General features: G+C 34.0%; 20 protein-coding genes. 7 read left to right on the forward strand and 13 right to left on the reverse strand.

Features of this window, described 5'->3' with window-relative positions:
• Positions 1 to 4: 4 nt before the first annotated feature.
• A complete protein-coding gene (locus tag Q4548_RS06995; protein WP_303452993.1) occupies positions 5 to 697 on the forward strand; it encodes a porin family protein in 693 nt (230 codons plus the stop codon).
• Here Q4548_RS06995 and Q4548_RS07000 read toward each other — a convergent pair.
• Positions 692 to 1,291: a hypothetical protein gene (locus tag Q4548_RS07000; RefSeq protein WP_303452995.1), complete on the reverse strand. Its 600-nt coding sequence runs from the start codon at positions 1,289 to 1,291 to the stop codon at positions 692 to 694. The two genes, Q4548_RS06995 and Q4548_RS07000, sit on opposite strands and share 6 nt — an antisense overlap.
• A 3-nt stretch (positions 1,292 to 1,294) precedes the next feature.
• The gene (rpoN, locus tag Q4548_RS07005; protein WP_303452996.1) at positions 1,295 to 2,755 is read right to left on the reverse strand and encodes an RNA polymerase factor sigma-54; all 1,461 of its coding nucleotides are present in this window, start codon (positions 2,753 to 2,755) and stop codon (positions 1,295 to 1,297) included.
• A 218-nt stretch (positions 2,756 to 2,973) separates the two neighbouring features.
• On the opposite strand from rpoN, the gene Q4548_RS07010 reads away from it, so the two are divergent.
• Positions 2,974 to 4,506 (forward strand): bifunctional GNAT family N-acetyltransferase/carbon-nitrogen hydrolase family protein, encoded by a 1,533-nt coding sequence (locus Q4548_RS07010; protein WP_303452998.1) that lies wholly within the window; start codon positions 2,974 to 2,976, stop codon positions 4,504 to 4,506.
• A 91-nt stretch (positions 4,507 to 4,597) separates the two neighbouring features.
• Here Q4548_RS07010 and Q4548_RS07015 read toward each other — a convergent pair whose 3' ends face one another.
• The 7 genes from Q4548_RS07015 to Q4548_RS07045 form a co-directional block, all read right to left on the reverse strand.
• Entirely contained in the window at positions 4,598 to 4,966 is a 369-nt protein-coding gene (locus tag Q4548_RS07015) for a plastocyanin/azurin family copper-binding protein (protein ID WP_303453000.1), read from the reverse strand.
• A gap of 205 nt (positions 4,967 to 5,171) precedes the next feature.
• On the reverse strand, positions 5,172 to 6,467 hold the full coding sequence (gene nqrF / locus Q4548_RS07020) for an NADH:ubiquinone reductase (Na(+)-transporting) subunit F (protein ID WP_303453002.1): 1,296 nt from the start codon (positions 6,465 to 6,467) through the stop codon (positions 5,172 to 5,174).
• Between the two features lie 21 nt (positions 6,468 to 6,488).
• Positions 6,489 to 7,103 carry an NADH:ubiquinone reductase (Na(+)-transporting) subunit E gene (gene nqrE, locus Q4548_RS07025; protein ID WP_303453004.1) on the reverse strand — a complete coding sequence of 205 codons (615 nt, stop codon included), beginning with the start codon at positions 7,101 to 7,103 and terminating at the stop codon, positions 6,489 to 6,491.
• A 12-nt stretch (positions 7,104 to 7,115) separates the two neighbouring features.
• On the reverse strand, positions 7,116 to 7,790 hold the full coding sequence (locus Q4548_RS07030) for an NADH:ubiquinone reductase (Na(+)-transporting) subunit D (RefSeq protein ID WP_303453006.1): 675 nt from the start codon (positions 7,788 to 7,790) through the stop codon (positions 7,116 to 7,118).
• A gap of 2 nt (positions 7,791 to 7,792) precedes the next feature.
• Complete coding sequence (gene nqrC / locus Q4548_RS07035) at positions 7,793 to 8,491, reverse strand: NADH:ubiquinone reductase (Na(+)-transporting) subunit C (RefSeq protein WP_303453008.1); 699 nt, start codon at positions 8,489 to 8,491, stop codon at positions 7,793 to 7,795.
• A gap of 2 nt (positions 8,492 to 8,493) precedes the next feature.
• Positions 8,494 to 9,669: an NADH:ubiquinone reductase (Na(+)-transporting) subunit B gene (locus Q4548_RS07040; protein WP_303453010.1), complete on the reverse strand. Its 1,176-nt coding sequence runs from the start codon at positions 9,667 to 9,669 to the stop codon at positions 8,494 to 8,496.
• Positions 9,669 to 11,021 (reverse strand): Na(+)-translocating NADH-quinone reductase subunit A, encoded by a 1,353-nt coding sequence (locus tag Q4548_RS07045; protein ID WP_303453012.1) that lies wholly within the window; start codon positions 11,019 to 11,021, stop codon positions 9,669 to 9,671. Before Q4548_RS07045 ends, Q4548_RS07040 begins: the two co-directional genes overlap by 1 nt.
• A gap of 220 nt (positions 11,022 to 11,241) precedes the next feature.
• On the opposite strand from Q4548_RS07045, the gene Q4548_RS07050 reads away from it, so the two are divergent.
• The gene (locus Q4548_RS07050; protein ID WP_303453015.1) at positions 11,242 to 12,477 is read left to right on the forward strand and encodes a type IX secretion system plug protein domain-containing protein; all 1,236 of its coding nucleotides are present in this window, start codon (positions 11,242 to 11,244) and stop codon (positions 12,475 to 12,477) included.
• A gap of 49 nt (positions 12,478 to 12,526) precedes the next feature.
• A complete protein-coding gene (apaG, locus tag Q4548_RS07055; RefSeq protein WP_303453017.1) occupies positions 12,527 to 12,913 on the forward strand; it encodes a Co2+/Mg2+ efflux protein ApaG in 387 nt (128 codons plus the stop codon).
• Here the strand turns inward: apaG and Q4548_RS07060 are convergent, their stop codons facing one another.
• Both Q4548_RS07060 and Q4548_RS07065 read right to left on the reverse strand, forming a co-directional pair.
• The gene (locus Q4548_RS07060) at positions 12,914 to 13,900 is read right to left on the reverse strand and encodes a DUF6695 family protein (RefSeq protein ID WP_303453019.1); all 987 of its coding nucleotides are present in this window, start codon (positions 13,898 to 13,900) and stop codon (positions 12,914 to 12,916) included.
• A gap of 4 nt (positions 13,901 to 13,904) precedes the next feature.
• On the reverse strand, positions 13,905 to 14,630 hold the full coding sequence (locus Q4548_RS07065) for an NRDE family protein (RefSeq protein WP_303453021.1): 726 nt from the start codon (positions 14,628 to 14,630) through the stop codon (positions 13,905 to 13,907).
• 181 nt (positions 14,631 to 14,811) lie between these two features.
• On the opposite strand from Q4548_RS07065, the gene Q4548_RS07070 reads away from it, so the two are divergent.
• From Q4548_RS07070 to Q4548_RS07080, 3 genes are all read left to right on the forward strand, one after another.
• Complete coding sequence (locus tag Q4548_RS07070; RefSeq protein ID WP_336622733.1) at positions 14,812 to 16,035, forward strand: anthranilate synthase component I family protein; 1,224 nt, start codon at positions 14,812 to 14,814, stop codon at positions 16,033 to 16,035.
• Positions 16,036 to 16,061: 26 nt separating this feature from the next.
• Entirely contained in the window at positions 16,062 to 17,357 is a 1,296-nt protein-coding gene (gene tilS, locus Q4548_RS07075) for a tRNA lysidine(34) synthetase TilS (RefSeq protein ID WP_303453026.1), read from the forward strand.
• A 125-nt stretch (positions 17,358 to 17,482) separates the two neighbouring features.
• Positions 17,483 to 20,074 carry a phosphoenolpyruvate carboxylase gene (locus Q4548_RS07080; RefSeq protein WP_303453029.1) on the forward strand — a complete coding sequence of 864 codons (2,592 nt, stop codon included), beginning with the start codon at positions 17,483 to 17,485 and terminating at the stop codon, positions 20,072 to 20,074.
• 149 nt (positions 20,075 to 20,223) lie between these two features.
• Here the strand turns inward: Q4548_RS07080 and Q4548_RS07085 are convergent, their stop codons facing one another.
• Together Q4548_RS07085 and Q4548_RS07090 are read right to left on the reverse strand one after the other, a co-directional pair.
• On the reverse strand, positions 20,224 to 20,784 hold the full coding sequence (locus Q4548_RS07085) for a hypothetical protein (RefSeq protein ID WP_303453032.1): 561 nt from the start codon (positions 20,782 to 20,784) through the stop codon (positions 20,224 to 20,226).
• A gap of 483 nt (positions 20,785 to 21,267) precedes the next feature.
• Positions 21,268 to 22,449 (reverse strand): hypothetical protein, encoded by a 1,182-nt coding sequence (locus Q4548_RS07090; protein WP_303453035.1) that lies wholly within the window; start codon positions 22,447 to 22,449, stop codon positions 21,268 to 21,270.
• Between the last annotated feature and the right edge of the window lie 7 nt (positions 22,450 to 22,456).

Here is a 22,456-nt window from a genome sequence, read left to right on the forward strand (position 1 = left end):
TTGCATGAAACGTATTTTCTTTATTTTTTGTCTGTCTTTTTCTTTTTGGGGATTTGCCCAAGAGGAGGAAGATTTTGATGACGACTCTGTTTTTATAGACGAAAAATATTTTGAAGATCAATTTTATATCGGAATTCAATACAGCAGTCTTATTAGCAATTATGGAGTTAGCAACAATGGAATTCCCTATGGTTTTGAAGTTGGATTTATCAAAGACATTCCAATCAACAAACAAAGAAACTTAGGTTTTGGATTGGGAGTAGGCTATTCTTATGATGTAATTAGACCCAACATCACCATTACTCAAAACGGAGATGCATTGGATTATAATGTTAGTAATGATTTTAGCAGTTACAAATACACTTCTAACAATTTAGAATTTCCTTTAGAATTTAGATGGAGAACTTCTACTGCTAGAAAAATAAGCTTTTGGAGAATTTATACAGGAGGTTCCCTTGTATACAATTTAAACAACAAAGCAGAGTTTGATACTGGCACTGAAGACACATCGTACACTAATTTAGATTCTTGGAATACCATCAACTATACTCTTTACGCATCTATTGGTTATGGAACGTGGAACTTCCACATCAAATATTATTTAAACTCTCCTTTTAAGGATGATGTTCTATCCACAAGTGGCGGAAAACTTAACTTTCATCCGTTAAAAGTAGGATTTATGTTTTACATTTTATAACACAAAGCTCAACACAATCGGTAACATCAAACCTAGAGAAGCTCCAATCCATATTTCTTTAGAGTTGTGTGCTTTTAAAGACAACCTAGCTGTGGCTAAGGCTCCTGTAAGCATGACCAAGAAGGCCACCAATATATTTGAATAGCCGTAAGAAGCTCCATAAACCAACACAAAACCCAACAAGCCTGTCATTCCTAACATGTGAAGACTCACTTTTATTTTTGCATAGAACAAAATTCCAACAGCAAAAAGACCGATGGCTGTTGCGTAAGCTAAAATGGTCAACTCTCTCATTTGCCATATGCTTTGCAAAACTTGTCCTAAAAACAAATAGTTAAAAATCATTAGAAAAACAGGAAATTTTCTTTCTTCTATGGTTTTGGCATCATTGGTTTTTACATACCCCATCATTCTTAAAATAAGCAACGTACACAAGGGCACCAAAAAAGTACCTCCTATTACAATGAAAAAAATCATGTATTTTTGCATAGAAGATAACGGCATTGGCAATACATTTAAGTACACCAAAGCAGCAATTGTAGGCAAAAGCACGGGATGTAAAAGAATTGAGAGGACTTGGTATGTTTTTTTCATTCGTTACATTTCTTTTCGTAATCTAGCAACCGGAATATCCAATTGTTCTCTATATTTGGCAATGGTTCTTCTGGCAATCAAATATCCTTTTTCTTTTAACAAGACTGATAATTTATCATCTGTCAAAGGTTTTCTTTTATCCTCTGCTTCTATTACCTGTTTTAATATGCTCTTAATTTCTCTAGTAGAAACATCTTCTCCTTGGTCATTTTTCATAGACTCTGAGAAAAATTCTTTGACCAATTTGGTTCCGTAAGGAGTTGCACAATATTTACTATTGGCAACCCTAGACACTGTAGAAATATCCATGTCTATTTTCTCTGCAACATCTTTTAAAATCATGGGTTTCAATTTGCTTTCATCTCCAGTAAGCAAATATTCTTTTTGCATTTCTACAATGGTATTCATGGTAATAGACAACGTTTGCTGACGTTGTTTGATCGCATCGATAAACCACTTGGCTGAATCTAATTTTTGTTTGATGAACTGAACTGCATCTTTTTGAGATTTGGTTTTTTTTCTAGATTCTTGATACCCTTTTAACATGTTGTGGTATTCACGAGAAACATGCAATTCTGGAGCATTTCTAGAATTTAACAACAATTCCAATTCTCCATCGTTGATACGAATTGTAAAATCGGGTACTACTTGTTCTGCAATTTTGGAATTTCCGACAATAGAACTCCCTGGTTTGGGATTTAACTTCTCAATCTCCTTGATGGCTTTCTTTAATTCCTCTTCTGAAATCTCAAATTTATTCAACAATTTTGAATAATGTTTTTTTACAAAAGGATCAAAAGATTGGTCTAAAATCTGAATGGCTAGTTCTACATATCTGGTCGGATTTTTATTTTCCAACTGAATTATGAGACATTCACGCAAATCCCTAGCTCCCACCCCAACAGGATCCAATTTTTGAACCACATCGTAAAGAATGTCGTCTACTTTGGTTTCGTCTGTAAAAATATTTTGTGTAAAGGCCAAATCATCTACAATGTCTAATGTATCTCTTCTTAAATAACCATTGTCATTAATGCTCCCTACCAAAAATTCAGCAATAGAATATTCTTCATCATTCAAAGAAAAAGTATTCAATTGATTGATCAACGATTGATGAAACGTGGTTCCTCCTTCATAAGGCATCTCTCTTTCCTCATCATCTGCAGAATAATTATTGGTTTGCAAATTGTAACTAGGAATGTCATCATCGCTCAAATACTCATCAATATTAATGTCTTCGGTTCCAATAGACTCTGTTCCCTCTTGATCGTATTCACTGTAATCTTCCTCGTAATCTTCATGCTCCTCATGCTCTTTACCAGCTTCCAAAGCAGGATTCTCTTCAATTTCTTGTTTCAATCGCTGTTCAAATGCTTGAGTAGGCAATTGAATCATCTTCATCAACTGGATTTGTTGTGGAGATAATTTTTGAGATAGTTTTAAGTTTAAGCTTTGTTTTAGCATAGTTCGTTCTGTTCCATTTGGCTTTTAATCTAATGTAAGCAAAGTATTACTTACAAACAAGGAACGCCCTATCAAATTTAATGCCGAAAAAAAATAATATGTTTAATTTTACTACACACCCACAAAAGAGTATCAAGGTTTCAAATAATTAATTACATTTAATAGTAGCTACAAATGTATCATTCTGGAGCTACAATGACCCTAAAAACAGAACAAATATGAATATCAACGAAATTGAAAATATTGAATTAAAATACTTGGACATAAACGATTATCAAGAGTTAAAAGAAGCGATGATTGAAGTGTACCACGATTTAGAAAACTCTTATTGGGATGAACATCACATCAAAACATTGATCAGTAAATTTAAAGAAGGACAAGTAGTTATTAAAGTAAACGGTCACATTGCAGGCTGTGCTTTGTCTATTATTGTAGACTATGAATCTTTTTCTGACGATCATACGTATAGCGAAATTACCGAAGACTACACTTTTAATTCCCATAAAGATAAAGGAGATATGCTTTACGGAATTGAGGTATTTATTAGACCAGAATACAGAGGATTAAGATTAGGAAGAAGGTTATATGATTACCGCAAAGAATTGTGCGAAAACCTAAACCTTAAAGGAATTGCCTTTGGAGGTAGGATTCCCAACTTTCACAAGTACGCTGATAAATTAACCCCCAAACAATATATAGACAAGGTTAAAATGAAAGAAATACACGATCCTGTATTGAACTTTCAAATGTCTAACGATTTTCATCCTGCTAAAATTATCAATGGTTATTTAGAAGGAGATGCTGGTTCTAACGACTTTGCTGTGTTGTTAGAATGGGATAATATTTACTACCAAAAACCTAAAAAAATTGCTACTCAGAATAAAGAAGTCGTTCGTTTAGGATTGGTGCAATGGCAAATGAGACCTTATGATAGCTTGGATGACATGATGAAACAAGCAGAATATTTTATTGATGCGGTTTCTGGTTACAGATCTGATTTTGCTTTGTTTCCTGAGTTTTTTAATGCTCCTTTAATGGCAGGTAACAATCACTTACCCGTGGCACAAGCTATTAGAGAACTGGCCATGCATACCGATGAGATTGTCAGAAAATTTTCAGAATTATCTATTTCATACAACATCAATATTATTACAGGTAGTATGCCCGAAATAAAAGATGGAAAGCTGTACAATGTTGGCTATTTATGTAGACGAGATGGAACGACTGAACGTTACGAAAAAATACACGTAACCCCAGACGAAGAAAAAGTATGGGGAATGCAAGGAGGTAACAAACTAGAAACTTTTGATACAGACTGTGGTAAAATTGGAATTTTAATTTGTTACGATTCTGAGTTTCCTGAATTAAGTAGGTTACTTGCAGATGACGGAATGGATCTTTTGTTTGTTCCTTTTTTAACAGACACTCAAAACGGATATTCTAGAGTGAGACATTGTGCACAAGCCAGAGCTATAGAAAACGAATGTTACGTTGCTATTGCTGGTAGTGTAGGTAACTTACCTAATGTAGAAAATATGGACATTCAGTATGCACAATCTATGGTATTTACACCTTGTGACTTTGCTTTTCCTAGCAACGGAATTAAAGCAGAAGCGACTCCAAACACTGAAATGATATTAATTGCGGATGTAGATTTAAGTTTGCTAAAAGAACTAAATCAACACGGTAGCGTACGAAATTTAAAAGACAGAAGAAAAGACGTTTACCAATTGAAAAAAATCAACTCGTAACCTAAATACACTTTATCAAACAGTATTTATACAAAAAGGGAAACAACTTAAATTGTTTCCCTTTTTTGATGTTGTTTGGTTGTATAAATAATTATTCTACCGTTAAAGTGTATTGTGGAGTTGGGTTTAAAGGACAGAAATAAACATATTCTCCTTTGGCAAGTGTTACTTCGTTAGAATGACCAGTAGTATTGTTTTCTACTTGTTTGGTTACATAAGCATTTTTAATGTGGTGAGCTTGATCAGTTTTCCCTTTTGGAGCCAATACAAAACCTACATTATGACCTACATTTTCATTTGCTACTTCAAAAATATAAGTCCCTTCTGATAAGGTAATCGCTTTTTGGGTAAACTCTCCTTTTGTTTGTTCTAACGTTACTGTTTTCACCTCCTTTTTTTGTGCATTTGCACTAAATACGGTTGCTACTGCTAATAAAACACCTGCTACTAAATTTTTCATCTTGTTTGTTTTTTTAATGATTGTTTTCTTATTTGTTTTGATACTACAAAGATGCAACCTATAGAAGCCTTTAAAAATGGACAAAGGTTCCTAATACTTGGAGACCTTTTTTGAGAAGTGAATTCAAAACCAAAACAAACTAAAAAGCACAAAAAAAGCCTGTTGCAAAATAGCAACAGGCTTGTTCTTTATAGAAAAGGATTGATTATCCTCCAAAGTCATCAAAACGTACGTTTTCTTTTGGCACTCCAAAATCATCACACATTTTAACTACTGCTTGGTTCATCATTGGTGGTCCACAGAAGTAGAATTCTACGTCTTCTGGAGTATCGTGTGTAGACAAGTAGTTGTCAATCAAAGATTGGTGTACAAACCCTACAAAACCGTCTCCTTCTTTATCGTGGATATCTTTTTTGATTTTCCAATTATCTTCTGGCAATGGTTCAGACAACACTAAGTACAATTGGAAATTTGGGAATTTCTTCATCAAATCTTCAAAGTAGTGAATGTAGAACAACTCACGCTTAGAACGTCCTCCGTACCAATAAGATACTTTACGACCTGTTTTCATGGTATGGAACAATTCGTACAAGTGAGAACGCATCGGTGCCATTCCAGCTCCACCTCCAATATAAATCATTTCTGAATCTGACTCTTGGTTTATAAAGAATTCACCATAAGGTCCTGAAATGGTTACTTTGTCTCCTGGTTTCTGATTGAACACATAAGAAGAAGCAATTCCTGGGTTTACATCCATCCATCCACCTTTCACTCTGTCAAAAGGAGGACAAGCTACACGAACATTCAACATGATTTCTCTTCCTTCTGCAGGGTAAGAAGCCATAGAATAAGCACGCTCAATTGTTTCTGTATTTTTCATTACCAATGGCCACAATCCAAATTTTTCCCATTCTTGTTGAAACTTATCAGGTTCTCCTGGGTGATCTGTTGGGTGTGCAGTAATGTCCATATCTGTAAACTTTACTTCACAAGGTGGAATTTCAATTTGAATATACCCTCCTGCTTTGTAGTCCATGTCTTCTGGAATTTCTACTACAAATTCTTTGATAAATGATGCTACGTTGTAGTTACGTACTACGGTAGCTTCCCATTTCTTAATTCCAAAAATTTCTTCTGGAATAGAAACTTCCATGTCATTTTTAACTTTTACCTGACACCCTAAACGAGCACCCGCAGCCAACTCTTTACGTGTAAAGTGTGGTGTTTCTGTTGGCAAAGCTTCACCTCCTCCAGAGTGAACGTGACATTCACACTGCAAACAAGTTCCCCCTCCACCACAGGCAGATGGTAAAAATATTTTTTCTGCACTTAAAGTTGCTAACAAAGAACTTCCTGTATCTACTTCAATTGTTTTTTCTCCGTTGATCGTAATCTTAACTTTTCCTGATGGTAATAATTTTGCCTTAGCACCTAATAAGATACTTACTAAGATCAATACTATAATCAAGAAAACTACGATACTTATTGCAATTACATTCATAATGATATCTGTTCTTTATTATTATAATTTAATACCTGAGAAACTCATAAACCCAATCGCCATTAACCCTGTAATGATGAAAGTGATTCCCAAACCTTTCAACGGTCCAGGGATATGAGAATAGGCAATTTTTTCTCTAATAGCTGCAATGGCAACAATTGCTAACAACCATCCAATTCCTGATCCTAATCCGTACACAGCAGATTCACCAACATTGGCAAAATCTTTTTGTTGCATGAATAAAGATCCTCCTAAAATAGCACAGTTTACAGCAATCAAGGGTAAGAAAATACCCAATGCACCGTACAATGCTGGAGCAAAACGCTCTACAATCATTTCTACCAACTGTACCATAGATGCGATTACCGCAATAAACATGATGAATGATAAAAATGACAAATCAATGCTTGCATATTCTTCTCCTAACCAAGATAACGCTCCAGGTCTCAATAAATAAGTATCAATTAAGAAGTTTACTGGCACTGTAATCGACAATACAAAAACCACTGCTGCTCCTAAACCTACTGCTGTATTTACTGTTTTTGATACCGCTAGATACGAACACATTCCTAAGAAATATGCGAATATCATGTTATCGATAAAAATACTTTTTACAAATATGTTAATATATTCCATTGTTCTTAATTTTTAGTGTTGTTCAATTAATTTTCTGTTCTTAGAACGTTGTACCCAAATGATGATTCCCACGGTAATCAATGCCATTGGAGACAACAACATAAATCCGTTGTTCTCGTATCCTAAAGCATACAATCCTGTAGAATCTGCAATGGTTTTTGCTTTGTGTCCTAAAATCTCAATTCCGAATAATTTTCCAGAACCTAACAATTCTCTAAACACCGCTACCAATACCAAAATCAATGCGTACCCAGCACCGTTACCTACTCCATCTAAGAAAGATTTCCAAGGCCCGTTTGCCAATGCAAATGCTTCCAAACGTCCCATTACAATACAGTTGGTAATAATCAACCCTACAAACACAGACAATTCTTTACTTACATCATATGCGTAAGCCTTTAACACTTGGTCAACTAAAATTACCAAAGAGGCAACAATTAATAATTGAACAATGATACGTATACGTCCTGGAATTAAATTACGAATCAACGATACAACAACGTTGGATGCGATGACCACAAACAATACTGCCAATGACATTACTACCGCAGGTTTTAACTGTACGGTAATTGCCAATGCTGAACATATTCCTAATACCTGAACTGAAATCGGGTTGTTATCGTTTAATGGATCTGATAACAACGCTTTATTTTGCTTTGAAAATAATGCTTCTTTTCCTTCTGCCATGACTAGTTATTTTTAAAATAAGGTAAATAATGTGACAAACGTTCCTCTATCATATTGGATACACCGTTAGAAGTAATAGTACCTCCTGAAATTGCATCTACTCCATGATCGTCTCCTGCTTTTGCACCCCCTTTTACAGCAGTTACAGAAACAAAATTGTTTGACTCATCTAAAATCTTTTTTCCTGTGAATTGTGCTTGAAACCAATCTGTAGTAATTTCTGCTCCCAAACCAGGAGTTTCTCCTTTGTGGTCAAAATTAGCACCTACAATTGTGTTCTGATCAGAAGCTAAAGCAATGTATCCCCAAATAGCATCCCAAAGACCTGCTCCGTATAAAGGAACAATGTAAAAAGTTTCACCTTCTTTTTCTGCTACGTACAAAGGATAACGTTGTTCGTCTTCAGATTTTTTAATTTCGTTTTTCAATCCAATTTTAAAAGCATCTGTTTTTGCATCTACTGTTCCTTGATTGGTCAAAGCCAATCGTTTTGTGATGTATTTGTCAAACTCAGCTTGTGCGTCTTCTCTAGAAATACCTGTTACACCGATAGTTCCTAAAATGTTCTGCATTTTTTCTGCTTTTACGTTTGTATCCTGTAAAGGTTTCAAACTTGTAGCAGTAAATGCTAACAATCCTGCAATAATCGTTACAATAATGATTGCAAAAATAAATGTATATGCGTTACTATTTCTGTTCATAATTATGCAGTTTTTAAACGGTTTTTACGCTTCTTAATGTTTCCAGCAATCACATAGTGATCAATGGTCGGAGCAAAAACGTTCATTAATAAAATAGCCATCATCATTCCTTCTGGATACGCTCCGTTAAAAACACGAATCATAATTGCGAAGAAACCGATTAAGATTCCGTAAATCCATTTTCCTTTTTCTGTTTGAGAACCTGATACTGGGTCTGTTGCCATAAACACAGCTCCAAACAAAAACCCTCCTACTAATAAGTGTTGCCACCAAGGAAAGTTCATCAATTCATTCAATCCCAAAGCATTAAAAATCAATCCCATTGCAGCACCTCCAAGAACGGTACCAGTCATGATTTTCCAAGAACCAACTCCTGTTGCTATTAAAATCAATGCTCCTAATATAATTGCCAATACAGATGTTTCTCCAATAGAACCAGGAATAAATCCTAAGAACATGTCCATTACAGACCAGCTAGCATTGCTAGCACCAGTTACCAAAGCTCTTGCAGGTTCACCATCTGCTGCCAATTGACCTAAGATTGTTTCTCCAGAAACTGCATCAATAGCACTAGCATCTACTACCCATACTTTGTCTCCAGACATTTTCGGAGCGTATGAGAAAAATGCAAAAGCACGAGCAATCAAAGCAGGATTGAAAATATTCATTCCTGTTCCTCCAAAAGCTTCTTTACCAATAAATACAGCAAAAACTACAGAAACAGCCAACATCCATAAAGGAAAATCAACCGGCATGATTAAAGGAATCAACATCCCCGAAACCAAATATCCTTCGTTTACTTCGTGTTTGTTATAAATTGCAAAAGCAATTTCTATGGTCAAACCTACACCATAAGAAACCAATAACATTGGTAAAAACTTAGTAGCTCCTAACAACATACAGTTTAACAAATCTGTACTTTCTCCTAATTGGGAATAGTGTTGGTAACCTATATTGTACATTCCGAAGAACATGGCTGGTAACAATGCAAAAATTACAGTTACCATTACTCTTTTTAAATCTACACCATCTCTAATATGCGCTCCTTTGATTGTATTGTGTTTTGGCACAAATAACAAAGTATCGATAGAATTGATTGCCGGAGCAAATTTTTCGAATTTACCTCCCTTATTGAAAGGCTTTCTTATTTCGTCTAATTTCTTTCTTAAAAAATCCATTAACCTACTTCTTTAATCATTAAATCTAATCCTTGTCTGATGATTTCTTGAGCTTCTAATTTAGAAGTGTTGGTGTAATCAACCAATGCAAAATCTTCTGGAGCTACTTCGTAAATTCCTAAATTTTCCATTTTCTCAATATCATTTGCAATACAAGCTTTCAACAATTGCATCGGAAAAACATCTAAGGCAACAACCTTTTCCATTTCACCTGTTACAACCAATGCTCTTTCTTCACCATTTAAACTTGTGTTCAAATCGTACTCTTTGTTCGGATTTAACCAAGACCAAGAAGTTTTAGAAGCACTGTGAATAGAACTGCTACCTACAAAAGGCAACCATCCAAAGAAACGGCTTTCGTTACCTTCTGGAATTACAGTAATGCTACTATCATAAAAACCTAAATAATCTTCAGCTTCTATTTTAGTACCTGTCAATACGTTTCCAGAAATGATACGAGCACCCTCTGCATTCACATTGTCTGCAATTAATTTTTGTAGATTCTGACCAGGCTTCAATTCAAAGTAACCTGAATTGTTTACTCTAGATCCTGCTAAGGCTACTAATTTTGTTGGGTTGTATTTACCTGTTAAAAACAACTCCCCAATAATTGCAACACCTAGTGGACTTACTGTCCAAACACGATCTCCTTGATTGATAGGGCTCACCTCAGCTATCTGAGTTCCTACATTACCTGCAGGGTGTTTTCCATATACATTCAAAATATTCGCATTTTCAATTTTGTCAAAAAAAGTAGCTTCGGTGCTGTTTACAGCCAAATTCACCACTCCTTCTGTTAATTTTGTCAACGCGTTGATTCCCGCCTGAAATGCTTTTTCTTTTCCTTTCAATGCATACGCATAGTCTGGAGCCAAAGGAGCTGTATCAAATGAAGAAACAAAAATTGCTTTAGGAGTATCTGAAGGATTTGCAATAACATCGTAAGGACGTTGTTTTACATAAGCAAAAGTTCCACTTTCCAAAATTTTGTCTAACACAGCCTCTCTATCTAAATCCAATGGATTTGCTGCACCAAAATCTTTAGCTTCATCTTCTGATTTTGCTTCAATTACAATCGCTAAAACTTTACGCTTAGCTCCCCTTTTTATCTCCTTGATGATTCCACTTACAGGCGAAGTAAACTTGATCCTGTCGTCTCCTTTAGAGAAGAACACCACATCACCAACAGCTACCTCATCACCCGCCTTAACAGCAAGCTTTGGTGTAATACCGTAAAAATCTGTGGGTTTGATAGCGTAGAAATCAGAACGATAAGACGCAGCTGTAGTCAAGGCCGCTTGTCCTTTCAGCTTAATATTTAAGCCTTTTTTTACCCTAATGTCTTGTGACATATTTATAATTTTAATTTATTTTGTACGTATAAAATATGCAACAAATTTAAATAAATTGAATCTTGGAAGAGACACAAAACAGTGTTTAATTTAGCTCCTTTATTTTATTTATAATTATTCTAAGTAATTTAATTCCGATTCCATCGTTTTAACACTAGAATATTTCATTTACGCAACAATTAACTATAAAACAGTATCTTAACAATTTTAAAAAACACACATGGTTTACCAATTATTTATCATACTCTTTTTGTCTTTTTCTGTAATACAAGCTCAAAACACAGATGTTCCTCATCTCAAAAGCTTTACCATGATGAGTGACAATGATCAATTTTCTCAAACCATACACCCATTAAACAATACGATTGATTTTTCTTTTGACGACGTTAAGGGAACCCAAGACACCTATTACTATAAAATTGTACATTGTCAAATAGATTGGAAACCCTCCGATTTGCCAAGTTCTTACTACATACAAGGTTTTGACAATTTTCAAATCAACCAATTTGAAAACTCTTTTGGAACCTTACAAAATTACACCCACTACACATTTACCATTCCCAACGAAAATACTGTCATTACGAAGTCTGGGAATTATTTGATTCAAATTTTAAACGATGATGATGATATTGTTTGTCAAAGAAAATTAATCTTACACGAACAAAAAAGCACTGCAACAATACGTATTTCTGAAAGCAGAGACTTATCTGATTTCAACAACAAACAAGCTACATCTCTGATCATAAATGCTGAAAATTTGGCTATCAATTATCCTGACGAAGAATTGAAAACGTTTGTTTTTCAAAATGGTGATTTGCAAATTAGAACTCCTTTTTTAAAACCCACTTTTATTCAAGGAAAAACATATACATACAGGCCCACCAATAAAACTGAATTTTTTGCAGGAAATGAATTTTATTATTTTGACAACAATGAAATTTTAAGAAACTCTAGATACGTTGCCAAAAGTTATCGTCAAGATCAAGAATTTCACTCTGTTTTGTTCCCTAAAAAAAGTAGAGAAGGTTCTATTTACACCTACAATCCTGACATCAACGGAAATTTTCTCATCAGAAACCATCAATCTACTAATACCGGCACCGAAGCAGAATACAGTATGGTTCATTTTGCTTTGAAAAACGAAACACATCTAAACAACAAAAATCTTTATGTTTATGGTGCATTTAACAATTTTCAATTTTCTGAAGAAAATAAATTAAAACTAGACGAGACTCAAACCTATTTAACCGCAGCTATTTTCCTAAAACAAGGATTTTACAATTATGATTTTGTAAGTTACGAAAACGGTGTGATAGACAAAACGGTTGTTAGCGGATCTCATTTTGAAACAGAGAACAACTACGAAGTTTTGGTCTATTTTCAACCTATAAATTCTATCTATTACGACGTAGTTGGATATGGTGTTGCCAACAGCAAAGAACAAAGAGAAAATTAGTTGCTTAGTTGCAATTTCTTAAGTATATTTATTAAAATGAAATAACACAATGACCGAGGCTACCACTCAAGGAATCAAAATATCAGTAAATTCTGTTTTTTGTGGTGTACAAGTAAGAAACCAACAGAAACATTTTTTATTTGATTACTACATCACCATAGAAAATTTATCCCCCTACACCGTACAATTGTTCTCCAGACATTGGGAAATTTACGATTCTTTGAACCCTACTGAAATTGTAGAAGGAGATGGCGTTGTTGGCCTACAGCCTATTTTAAAAAGTGGCGAGAAACACGCATACAAATCACATTGTATTTTGTTGTCCAATTGCGGAAGCATGAAAGGTTACTACAATATGGTCAACCTAGACCAAGAAACTACTTTTAAAGTTGCTGTACCTTCTTTTCAATTGCTAACAGAAGCTATTTTAAACTAATTATTCAATTCTAGCAAACAAAAAAGTTTTGTTTTCCTGAACAACAAAGGCCTCTTTACAGTTGGTTGGATGCACAAATTGATAGGTTTTACAGAATGCAAAAGAATTGTCATTCACTTTAAAATCTCCCTTAAATTCTAGAGTTCCATCATGAGCATATCTCGCGATTTGAAACCGTTCTGATATTTTATTTTCAATCCTAAACCAAGCCCCGCTTCCAATACCGCCCAACCAAGTTCCATTTTCCAAATCGAACAGTGTTTTGTTAGGCAATTCTGTTCCTAAAAGATTCAGTTCACGATCAAATTTGTTTAAAAAACAAGCAAAATATTCTTTCAATACAGATCTGTTTTCATACACTCTTATCTTTTGCTGAAACACTTCATAAATCTTATCCTGAGTTGTTCCTTTAATAACATTTCCTATAGGACTTGGTGTAAACAAATTAGAGGTTTTTAACTTTGCTTTTACAGATCTACTCACACAAGAGTTGACAAGTGTATCGGTTACAAAACGCGCACAATTGCTTCCTTTTTTCACAAAGGCTCCGTAAGCTATTTCTTTTGCCTCCAACAAAGACCCTATATAGTCTTTCGCTTTTTGATAATCTACCATAGCATTTACCCCAGCAACTAATCGACCTTCTCCATGTGTTTTTTCTGGGTGAGCCTCCAACCAAAGCAACAATGCTTCCAAATTAGAAACCTCATCATTAGCAACCTTTGCCTTTATCGGTACTTCCAGTTCAACATCCGTATCCTTAGAGCGAACCCTACCGTATCCCGTAGAAGTAATATATCTCCCAAAATCAAAATACTCAACCTTACCCGATTTTTTTTCAATCAACAACAAAGCCGCGTGCCCTGCCTGAACAGCATGCTTGGTTCCTACACCAAACAAAGGCCAAACTTTGCTAGAAAACTCAGAATATGCAGGTCGTACAACCGTATCTGGATAAGATAATATCACCACAAAACCATCTGTCATTTTTCTAAATTTTTACACTTCCAAAAATATTTTCGCAATCAAAATATAGATCATTAACGTAATCAAAATATTTCTTAGACAATGTTACTCCCTCTTTAACTACCAAAGTAGTACTTACGGTTTCTACCAAATTTCGTTTCATTTTAGGAGCAGTTCCCATATTTCCTAAATTTTCATTCTGATGAAATGCCAGAATTCGACCTTGCACAAAACCTGATTTAGACAACACCTCTTTATCAAACCAATCTTTGCGTTCACATTTCATTTCCTCGGTATACAACGTAGAAGAGGACCATATATAAGAATGATCTGACTTTAACTCTTTAAGATATTTTGTGCTTTTACACCAAACCATTTCGTAGACTTTGTTATCCTTCTTCCAATCTACCACGACCAATGTAAAAGGAGCAAACCCTGTTAAATCAACTTCTGTTAATGTTGTTATTAAATCTTGAGCAACCAAAATTTCTTTGACCACTTGCCCTCTACTTTTTGGAAATTTAATTGTCGGATCGTGATAAACATGTCCACCGTTTAGTAAACAAACCAACCTATTGTGCTCTGAAAGTCCAATCCATGTTCCTCCAGCAACTTCATCTTTGGGATAAAACAACTGCACTCCCAATTCCTGATAATAATCAGGCGGACTTGTTTTTCTCTGTGCTTGCTCATCTCTATTAGATGCAAACACAAAACCATTCTCTACGGGCGTAAAAGTTACTGTACACATATTTCTCTGCTATCAAATTCAAACATCATTTGTCTGTAAATCTATTAAAAATTACACTTCTTACACATTCACAACGCTTTGTTTCTCAAGATTGTTAAATTTGCACACCCAATAGACACAAATGCAACGCATTCAAAAACATTTTTTAGTTGACAACCTCTCACAAACAAAAGAACAACTTTTGGCCTGGGGAAATCAACACACTACCGTTGCTTGGCTTGATTCTAACAGTCATTTAAAATCTACCACAGAAGCTATTTTAGCAGTAGATATCATAAGTAGTTTATGTACTGATTACAAAAACGCTTTTGCACAGTTAAAGAGCTATATTACTCCCCTTCAAGATTATGTGTTTGGGTTTTTAGGATACGATTTGAAAAATGATGTTGAAAATTTAACTTCAACAAACACTTACGAAGTCGATTTTCCAGACATGTATTTTTTTCAACCTAAAAAAATTATTGAAATTACTGCTAAAGAAGTTATTTTCAAATATCCTTTGGCTTTTAAAAACGAGATTGATAAAGATTGGAAAAACATAAACACTTTTGTCAATACAAAAACCGTAAAGAATTCCATTCAAATCAAACACAGAATTGACAAGGAAAATTACATCCAGCAGGTAAAAAAAGCATTGACTGAAATTCACCTGGGAAATGTATACGAACTTAATTTTTGTCAAGAATTTTATGCAGAAAACGCACTAATAGACCCTTTGCAAACGTATTTGGATTTGAACACGATATCTGCAACTCCTTTTGCTAGTTATTTAAAAATGGAACATCTGTTTTTACTTTCTGCTTCGCCAGAGCGTTTTCTAAAAAAAACAGGAGAGACACTTATTTCAGAACCTATCAAAGGAACAGCGAAAAGAAGATCTGATGTTCAGAAAGACCAAGAACAAATTCACCTACTAAAAAACAACACCAAAGAAATTGCAGAAAACATAATGATTGTAGACTTGGTTAGAAACGACTTGTCTCATATTGCTCAAAAAGGAAGTGTAAAAGTGGATGAACTTTGTGGTATCTACAGTTTCAAACAAGTGCATCAAATGATTTCAACAATAAGCTGTCAGATTCAACCCAATATTCACCCTGTAGATGCTATCAAAGCCTGCTATCCAATGGGAAGTATGACTGGAGCCCCAAAAATTGCAGCAATGAATTTGATAGAAGAACTGGAAGCTAGCAAAAGAGGAATTTACTCTGGAGCCGTGGGTTATTTTACACCTGAACTAGATTTTGATTTTAACGTAGTCATCCGAAGCATTGTTTACAACGCTCAAAAAAAATACGTTTCTTTTTCTGTAGGAAGTGCCATTACCGCAATGGCAAACCCTGAAAAAGAATACGAAGAATGTTTGTTAAAAGCCAAGGCAATGAGAGCTGTTCTCTCTAATTAAGAATTCTTATTTTTAAAAAAAATATTGTGTTTCAAAAATTAAAACAACATCTAGAGCAAAATTTTCCTTTTTTAAAGGATCAAAAACTACTTCTTACGGTTTCGGGTGGAATAGATAGCCTTGTAATGACCTACTTGTTTCATGCGTTAGATTATTCAATTGGAATTGCGCATTGTAATTTTCAACTGAGAGGTCACGAAAGTGATTTGGACGAACTTTTCGTAAAGAATATTGCTACTAACATGAACTGTTCGTTCCACAGTATCCGTTTTGATACCAAAAATTATTGCCAACAACACAAAGTTTCTACTCAGATTGCCGCAAGAGAACTAAGGTATTCTTGGTTTGATAAATTATGCAAAACAGAACATTATGATACCATTCTGACTGCCCATCATTTGAACGATGTGATAGAAACATTTTTCATCAACCTTTCTAGAGGAACAGGAATTGACGGATTGACTGGAATTCCCGCCATCAACGGAAACATTGTCAGACCTTTGCTCATTTTTTCTAGAAATGAAATTGATGCTTATGCCACTAGCCACCACATCAAATGGAGAGAAGACAAAAGCAATGCCAAAACTGATTATTTACGCAATAAAATTAGACATCTTGTAATTCCTGAATTACACAATTTAAATCCGAATTTTAAAGAAAACTTTACACAAACAATTGTACACCTCAAACAGAGTAGAGATTTTATAGATCAGAAAATAAACAACTTAAAACAAGACCTTTTTACCGAACAAAAAGGCATTCTTAGCATTTCTAAAACCGCATTGTTACAACTGAGCGACTTTGAACTTTACGAAGTATTTAAACCTTATGGATTTACTTCTGTAGCAGAACTGCGAAAACTAGCAAAAACTCAAACGGGAAAAGAAATACATTCAGACACCTACCATCTTTTGAACAATAGAGAAGTATTGATGCTATACAGCTCCGAAAATAAACAACAAGAATTTTTCTATATCCAAGACCTAAACGACACCTCACACCTTCCTATTTCTTTACATTTTTCAACAAAAACCAAAGAACTAAACAGAGACACGATTGCTTTGGATCCAGAAAAAACACAATTCCCTCTAATTCTTAGAAAAAGAGAAGATGGTGATTTTTTTCATCCTACAGGTATGCAAGGAAAGAAAAAAGTAAGTAAATATTTTAAGGATGAAAAATTATCTAAAATAGAAAAAGAAAACACATGGCTTTTATGCAATTCTAAAAACCAAATTTTATGGATTGTCAACTACAGGTCAGACAGATACTTAACCGAAGTAATCCCTAAAGAGAACACAATATTTGTTAGCAAACAATGATAATTCTCAGTTGAAATATCAGTTGTTAACCCTCTAACTTTTTTATTATTTCCTGTATTTTTTTAAAAAAATTTTCTATAAGACTTTCCCATGTTGTATCTTGGTCTAAATTAATCTAATAAAACATGTCTAAACAAACCAAATTAACAAGATTCAACGACAACGTTCTTGCTAAATATCAGGTTTACAATAGTGTTTTTGCTACGCTTCCTTTTGATAGTGTTAGTAAAACAGGAACATTGTTACCTCTATTTAACGAGACTTGTATTGAGGGGTTTAAAAGTGGCAAAACTCCCACAGAAATTGTAGATGAATTTTTTAACAAATACAAACCTGATGCTTCAGAAGAAGACAGAATTAGCTTTTTGTTTAAAATCATTCAATATATTGAACGTCAAGTAGTATTATTTGATGCTATAGAAGATGCTGCTTTCCCGATCATCAACAACATGGGAGGTGTCGGAACCATCAGAAACATCAAAGAGGAGGCTAGTTCTAAGCGTGTTAGAAGAGAATTAACACAATACTTATCTGACTTTAAAGTAAGATTGGTATTAACAGCTCACCCTACACAATTCTATCCTGGTACTGTTTTGACCATTTTGACTGACCTACAAGAGGCTATTAAAAATGATGATTTAAGCTTGATTAAAAAATTATTGGCTCAATTAGGAAGAACAACGTTTTTTGCTGATAAAAAACCAACTCCTTACGACGAAGCGATTAGTTTGATCTGGTACTTAGAAAATGTATTCTACCACTCAATCAGTAAAATATACGATTACATACACTATCACTTATTCGAAGGAGAGGATGTAGACAATGAAATCATCAACTTAGGATTTTGGCCTTGTGGAGATAGAGATGGTAACCCATTTGTAACTACAGAAACTACCTTAAAAGTAGCAAGAAAACTAAGACAAACTATCTTAAAAAATTACTACAGAGACATTCGTAAGCTGAAACGAAGATTGACTTTTCCAGGTATTTTTGAATTGATGAACGAAATAGAATCTAGCTTATACGACAGTTGTATTACTGAAAATTCTCCTATTAGAATTTCTGTAGAATCTTTGTTAAGCAAAATGACTTCTATCCGAAAAACATTGAAAGAAGAGCACAGCAACTTATTTGTAGATGAAGTTGATAGTTTTACAAACAAAGTTAAAATATTTGGTTTCCATTTTGCAACTATGGACATCCGTCAAGACAGCCGTGTACACCACGATGTTTTTACAGGGATTGTAAAAGAATTGCAAGAAAAAGGAGATACCACTTTCCCTGCAAACTACTTAGAAATGTCTCCTGATGAGCAAATTAAAGTATTGGCAAAAGTAAAGGGAAACATCAATCCAGAGAAATTCTCTGAAGAAATGGTAGTTAGAACTTTAGGTTCTATGAGAGCTATTGAAACTATTCAAAAAGAGAATGGAGAAAGAGGTGCCAACCGTTACATTATTAGTAACAACCAAACGGCATTGAATGTAATGGAAACTTTTGCAATGTTGAACCTTTCTGGTTTTGACGATGGTTTGAACGTAGATGTTGCTCCATTGTTTGAAACTGTTGACGATTTGGCTATTGCTCCAGAAGTAATGAGGCAATTGTATTCTATTCCAGAATACCGTCAGCATGTAGCAAAGAGAAAAAACAAACAAAACATTATGTTAGGTTTTTCTGACGGTACCAAAGATGGTGGTTATTTAATGGCCAACTGGGGTATTTACAAAGCAAAAGAAGAATTGACCAAAGTATCTAGAGAGTTTGGAATTAAAGTAATATTCTTTGACGGACGTGGTGGACCACCAGCTCGTGGAGGTGGAAAAACATCTAAATTTTATGCTTCTTTAGGTGATAATATTGAAAACAAAGAAATTCAGTTGACCATACAAGGGCAAACAATTAGTTCTAATTTTGGAAACTTAGATTCTTCTCAGTTCAACATAGAACAATTGTTAGGTGCTGGTATTACCAACAAGATTTTTAACGACCCTATGAATGCTTCATTAACCGATGCACAAAAAGAATTGTTAGAAGACTTGGCTGAATCTAGTTTTAAAGCTTATTCTGACTTTAAAAACCATGAAATGTTTGTGCCTTACTTAGAGCGCATGAGTACCTTAAAATTCTATGGTAAAGCAAACATTGGTTCTAGACCTTCTAAACGTTCAAAATCTGACAAATTGAATTTTTCTGACTTAAGAGCCATTCCTTTTGTAGGATCTTGGTCACAACTGAAACAAAACGTCCCTGGATTCTTTGGAGTTGGTACTGCCTTTAAAAAATACGAAGATGCAGGAGAGTTTGATAAAGTTCAAGACTTGTACAACAACTCTAACTTCTTTAAAACTTTGTTAGAAAACAGTGTGATGTCTATGGCTAAATCTTTCTTTGATTTGACAAGCTACATGGCTAAAGATGCTGAATTTGGAGCTTTCTGGAACATTATTCATGATGAGTTTGAATTGACAAAGAGATTGTTACTAAAACTAACAGGTCACACAGAATTGATGCAAAACTATCCTGATGGTAAAGCTTCTATTGCTGTACGTGATTCTATTGTATTGCCACTGTTGACCATTCAACAATACGCATTGAAAGAAGTTCAAAATATGAGTAAGTTAGAAAACCCAGACAACAAACGTTTAGAGACTTTTGAAAAAATAGTAACTAGATCGTTATTTGGAAACACCAACGCAAGTAGAAACTCCGCTTAAACATAAGCTGGATTGCAACAATAAAAAGAGCCTTATCAAAATATTGATAAGGCTCTTTCTTTGTTTTCAGGAAAACTAAAAAAGGGAAGCATTATTTAATGCTTCCCTTTACCTGTTAAATTTAAACCCTTTGCTTTCTTCTCTTCAATTTACAAAGAAACTTGGTGGTAATACGTTTTAGAGTTGTTTTTTACAACTTCTAAGAAATAATTTTGTTCCTCTTTAGCTCTAGGAACAATTAAACCTCTGTATTTTTTACTAAAATCAGCCTCAACCTCATCACCTTTTAAGTTGACCAATTTGATGCTAGAATATTTACCGTTGTAACGAACCAACACCTCTGTTTTGGCTTTTCTAATTACAATGTTACTTCTAGACTTTTCATTTTTCTTTTTAAGATCTTCGGCCAAAAGCTGTTCTTTTGTTTTTGCTTTTTTCACAAATTCTTCATCACGATTCATCTTTTTAACCATCGAGAATGAATTGTAATTGTACAATCCAACAGGATACATATAGTTTTGTTCGTTTTGATTTGCAATAATTGGCTTAACAACTTTTACCTCTTCAAGAATCTCATCAACAACATTCTTCTCATAAGCGTTTAAGGTAGATAAAGATTCATAACTATACAACCCAACTGGATAGGTGTAATTTTGTCCGTAGGTAACTCCTACCAACAATAGCACTGCGATTAAGATAAATTTTCTCATAGTATTATAGTTTTGATTTACTACAAAGTTAAAGCTGAAATACCTAACCGAGTTTAATTTAATGTCAACATTAAAGACCTGATTCCAAAAGGCTTATTTTCACGAAGTCCCTAAAATTATGCTAGATAATAAATTTATAAAAAAGTAAAAATATTTTAAGCTTGTACAATATTCAATTTCAAAGCTCCTTTTTTAAGAAATTCATAAGCTATCAAAACACAGGTATGCCATTCTCACCTTCTCTATGTTAATTTAATGTTAACGAATTGGGTTTTGAATTCTTTTTTGCGCTGTGACAGTTATTTTTTTTCTTGCTATTGATTTTATGACATAAAAAAAGCTATCAAGAGAAAAACGATGAACAAATACACTTTCTAACATTAACATGTTATTTAAACAAAAAAATCCCAAACAAGCATACTGCTTGTTTGGGATTTTAAATACTATCCAGATCTAATCTAAGTCTGTATAATAATGATTTATTTAACCATTTATAATTTTATTCACTTCTGTACACAAACCATCTTGATTTAAGTTTATACCTGAATCTTTTACATCAGAACCTTTGATTGCATTCTCTCCTGAATCTGGTGTAATTCTAAACTTACCATCGTATTTAATTCTAAATTGATAGATTGTATCATCCTCTAAAGCAGGCCCTGTTCCTTTGATCCATCCATTTTTTATTGTTTGGAAGTATTTAAAGTTGGTCTCTCCAGCTGCTCTGTAGTAAACATCGTAACCGTTTAAAATAATATTTGCATCACAATCAATTGTTAAATCAAGATTGTAATCTGTTATAGCTTCATCAGAAGTAACATCACTCTCTACTGGTGTTCCAGTTTCAATAATTTCACATACAGAAATAGTTTGTTTGTCTATTAGTGTTTCAAAAGTAAATGTAGTATAATCAAATCTTCCTAATGAAAACTGATACTCTCCGTTTAAAAGAATTTTTAGAGCACCATAAAAATCGTTATTTTTTAATATAGCTCCAGTAATAGTAAATGTACCAACAGGAGCAGGAAACGCCCCCCCATTTAAATAATTTCCAGCATCATCATAAATTGCATATTTCATATCAGCGTATAAAGAATTGTTGGTAAAACTAAACACAACTGCATCATCAGGAACTTCACAAGCTTCTGCCAATGTTTCAAAAGTATTGTTTACTTTTCCTGCTTTAGTTACAAATGAGACCCCAGATGTTGGAAACAATGCAACTGGATACGATTGTGCTTCTTCTGCACCATCAAAAACAACTTCAATTACTTTATCATTAAATCCTGTAGCAGAAATGGTCATGGTTACAGCTATAGGATTGTCTGCACTAGCATTTGCTTTTCTTTCTACTCCAAAAGAAAAAATACCATCCTCTGCATTAAATTCATGTGATTCATATATATATTTTCCATATTCATCTTTTTCATATGATTGTGATCGACCAGCTTCATTGTATACATACTGAGCATTATCACCTGTAAAAGTGATTCTAGCATCATCCACAGATAAAAAAGTGTTAAAATCTAATAACCGCACGTTTATTTTATTTACAACTGCATCTGGCGTTACAGATATTTTAAACTCATCTTCAAATTTTGTATCGATACATCCTACTTGTAACCCAAGTAAAAATGCTATCATTATATATTTTATTGTTTTCATTTTTTTA

This window comes from Wenyingzhuangia sp. 2_MG-2023 (genome assembly GCF_030548295.1).
Lineage (GTDB): Bacteria > Bacteroidota > Bacteroidia > Flavobacteriales > Flavobacteriaceae > Wenyingzhuangia.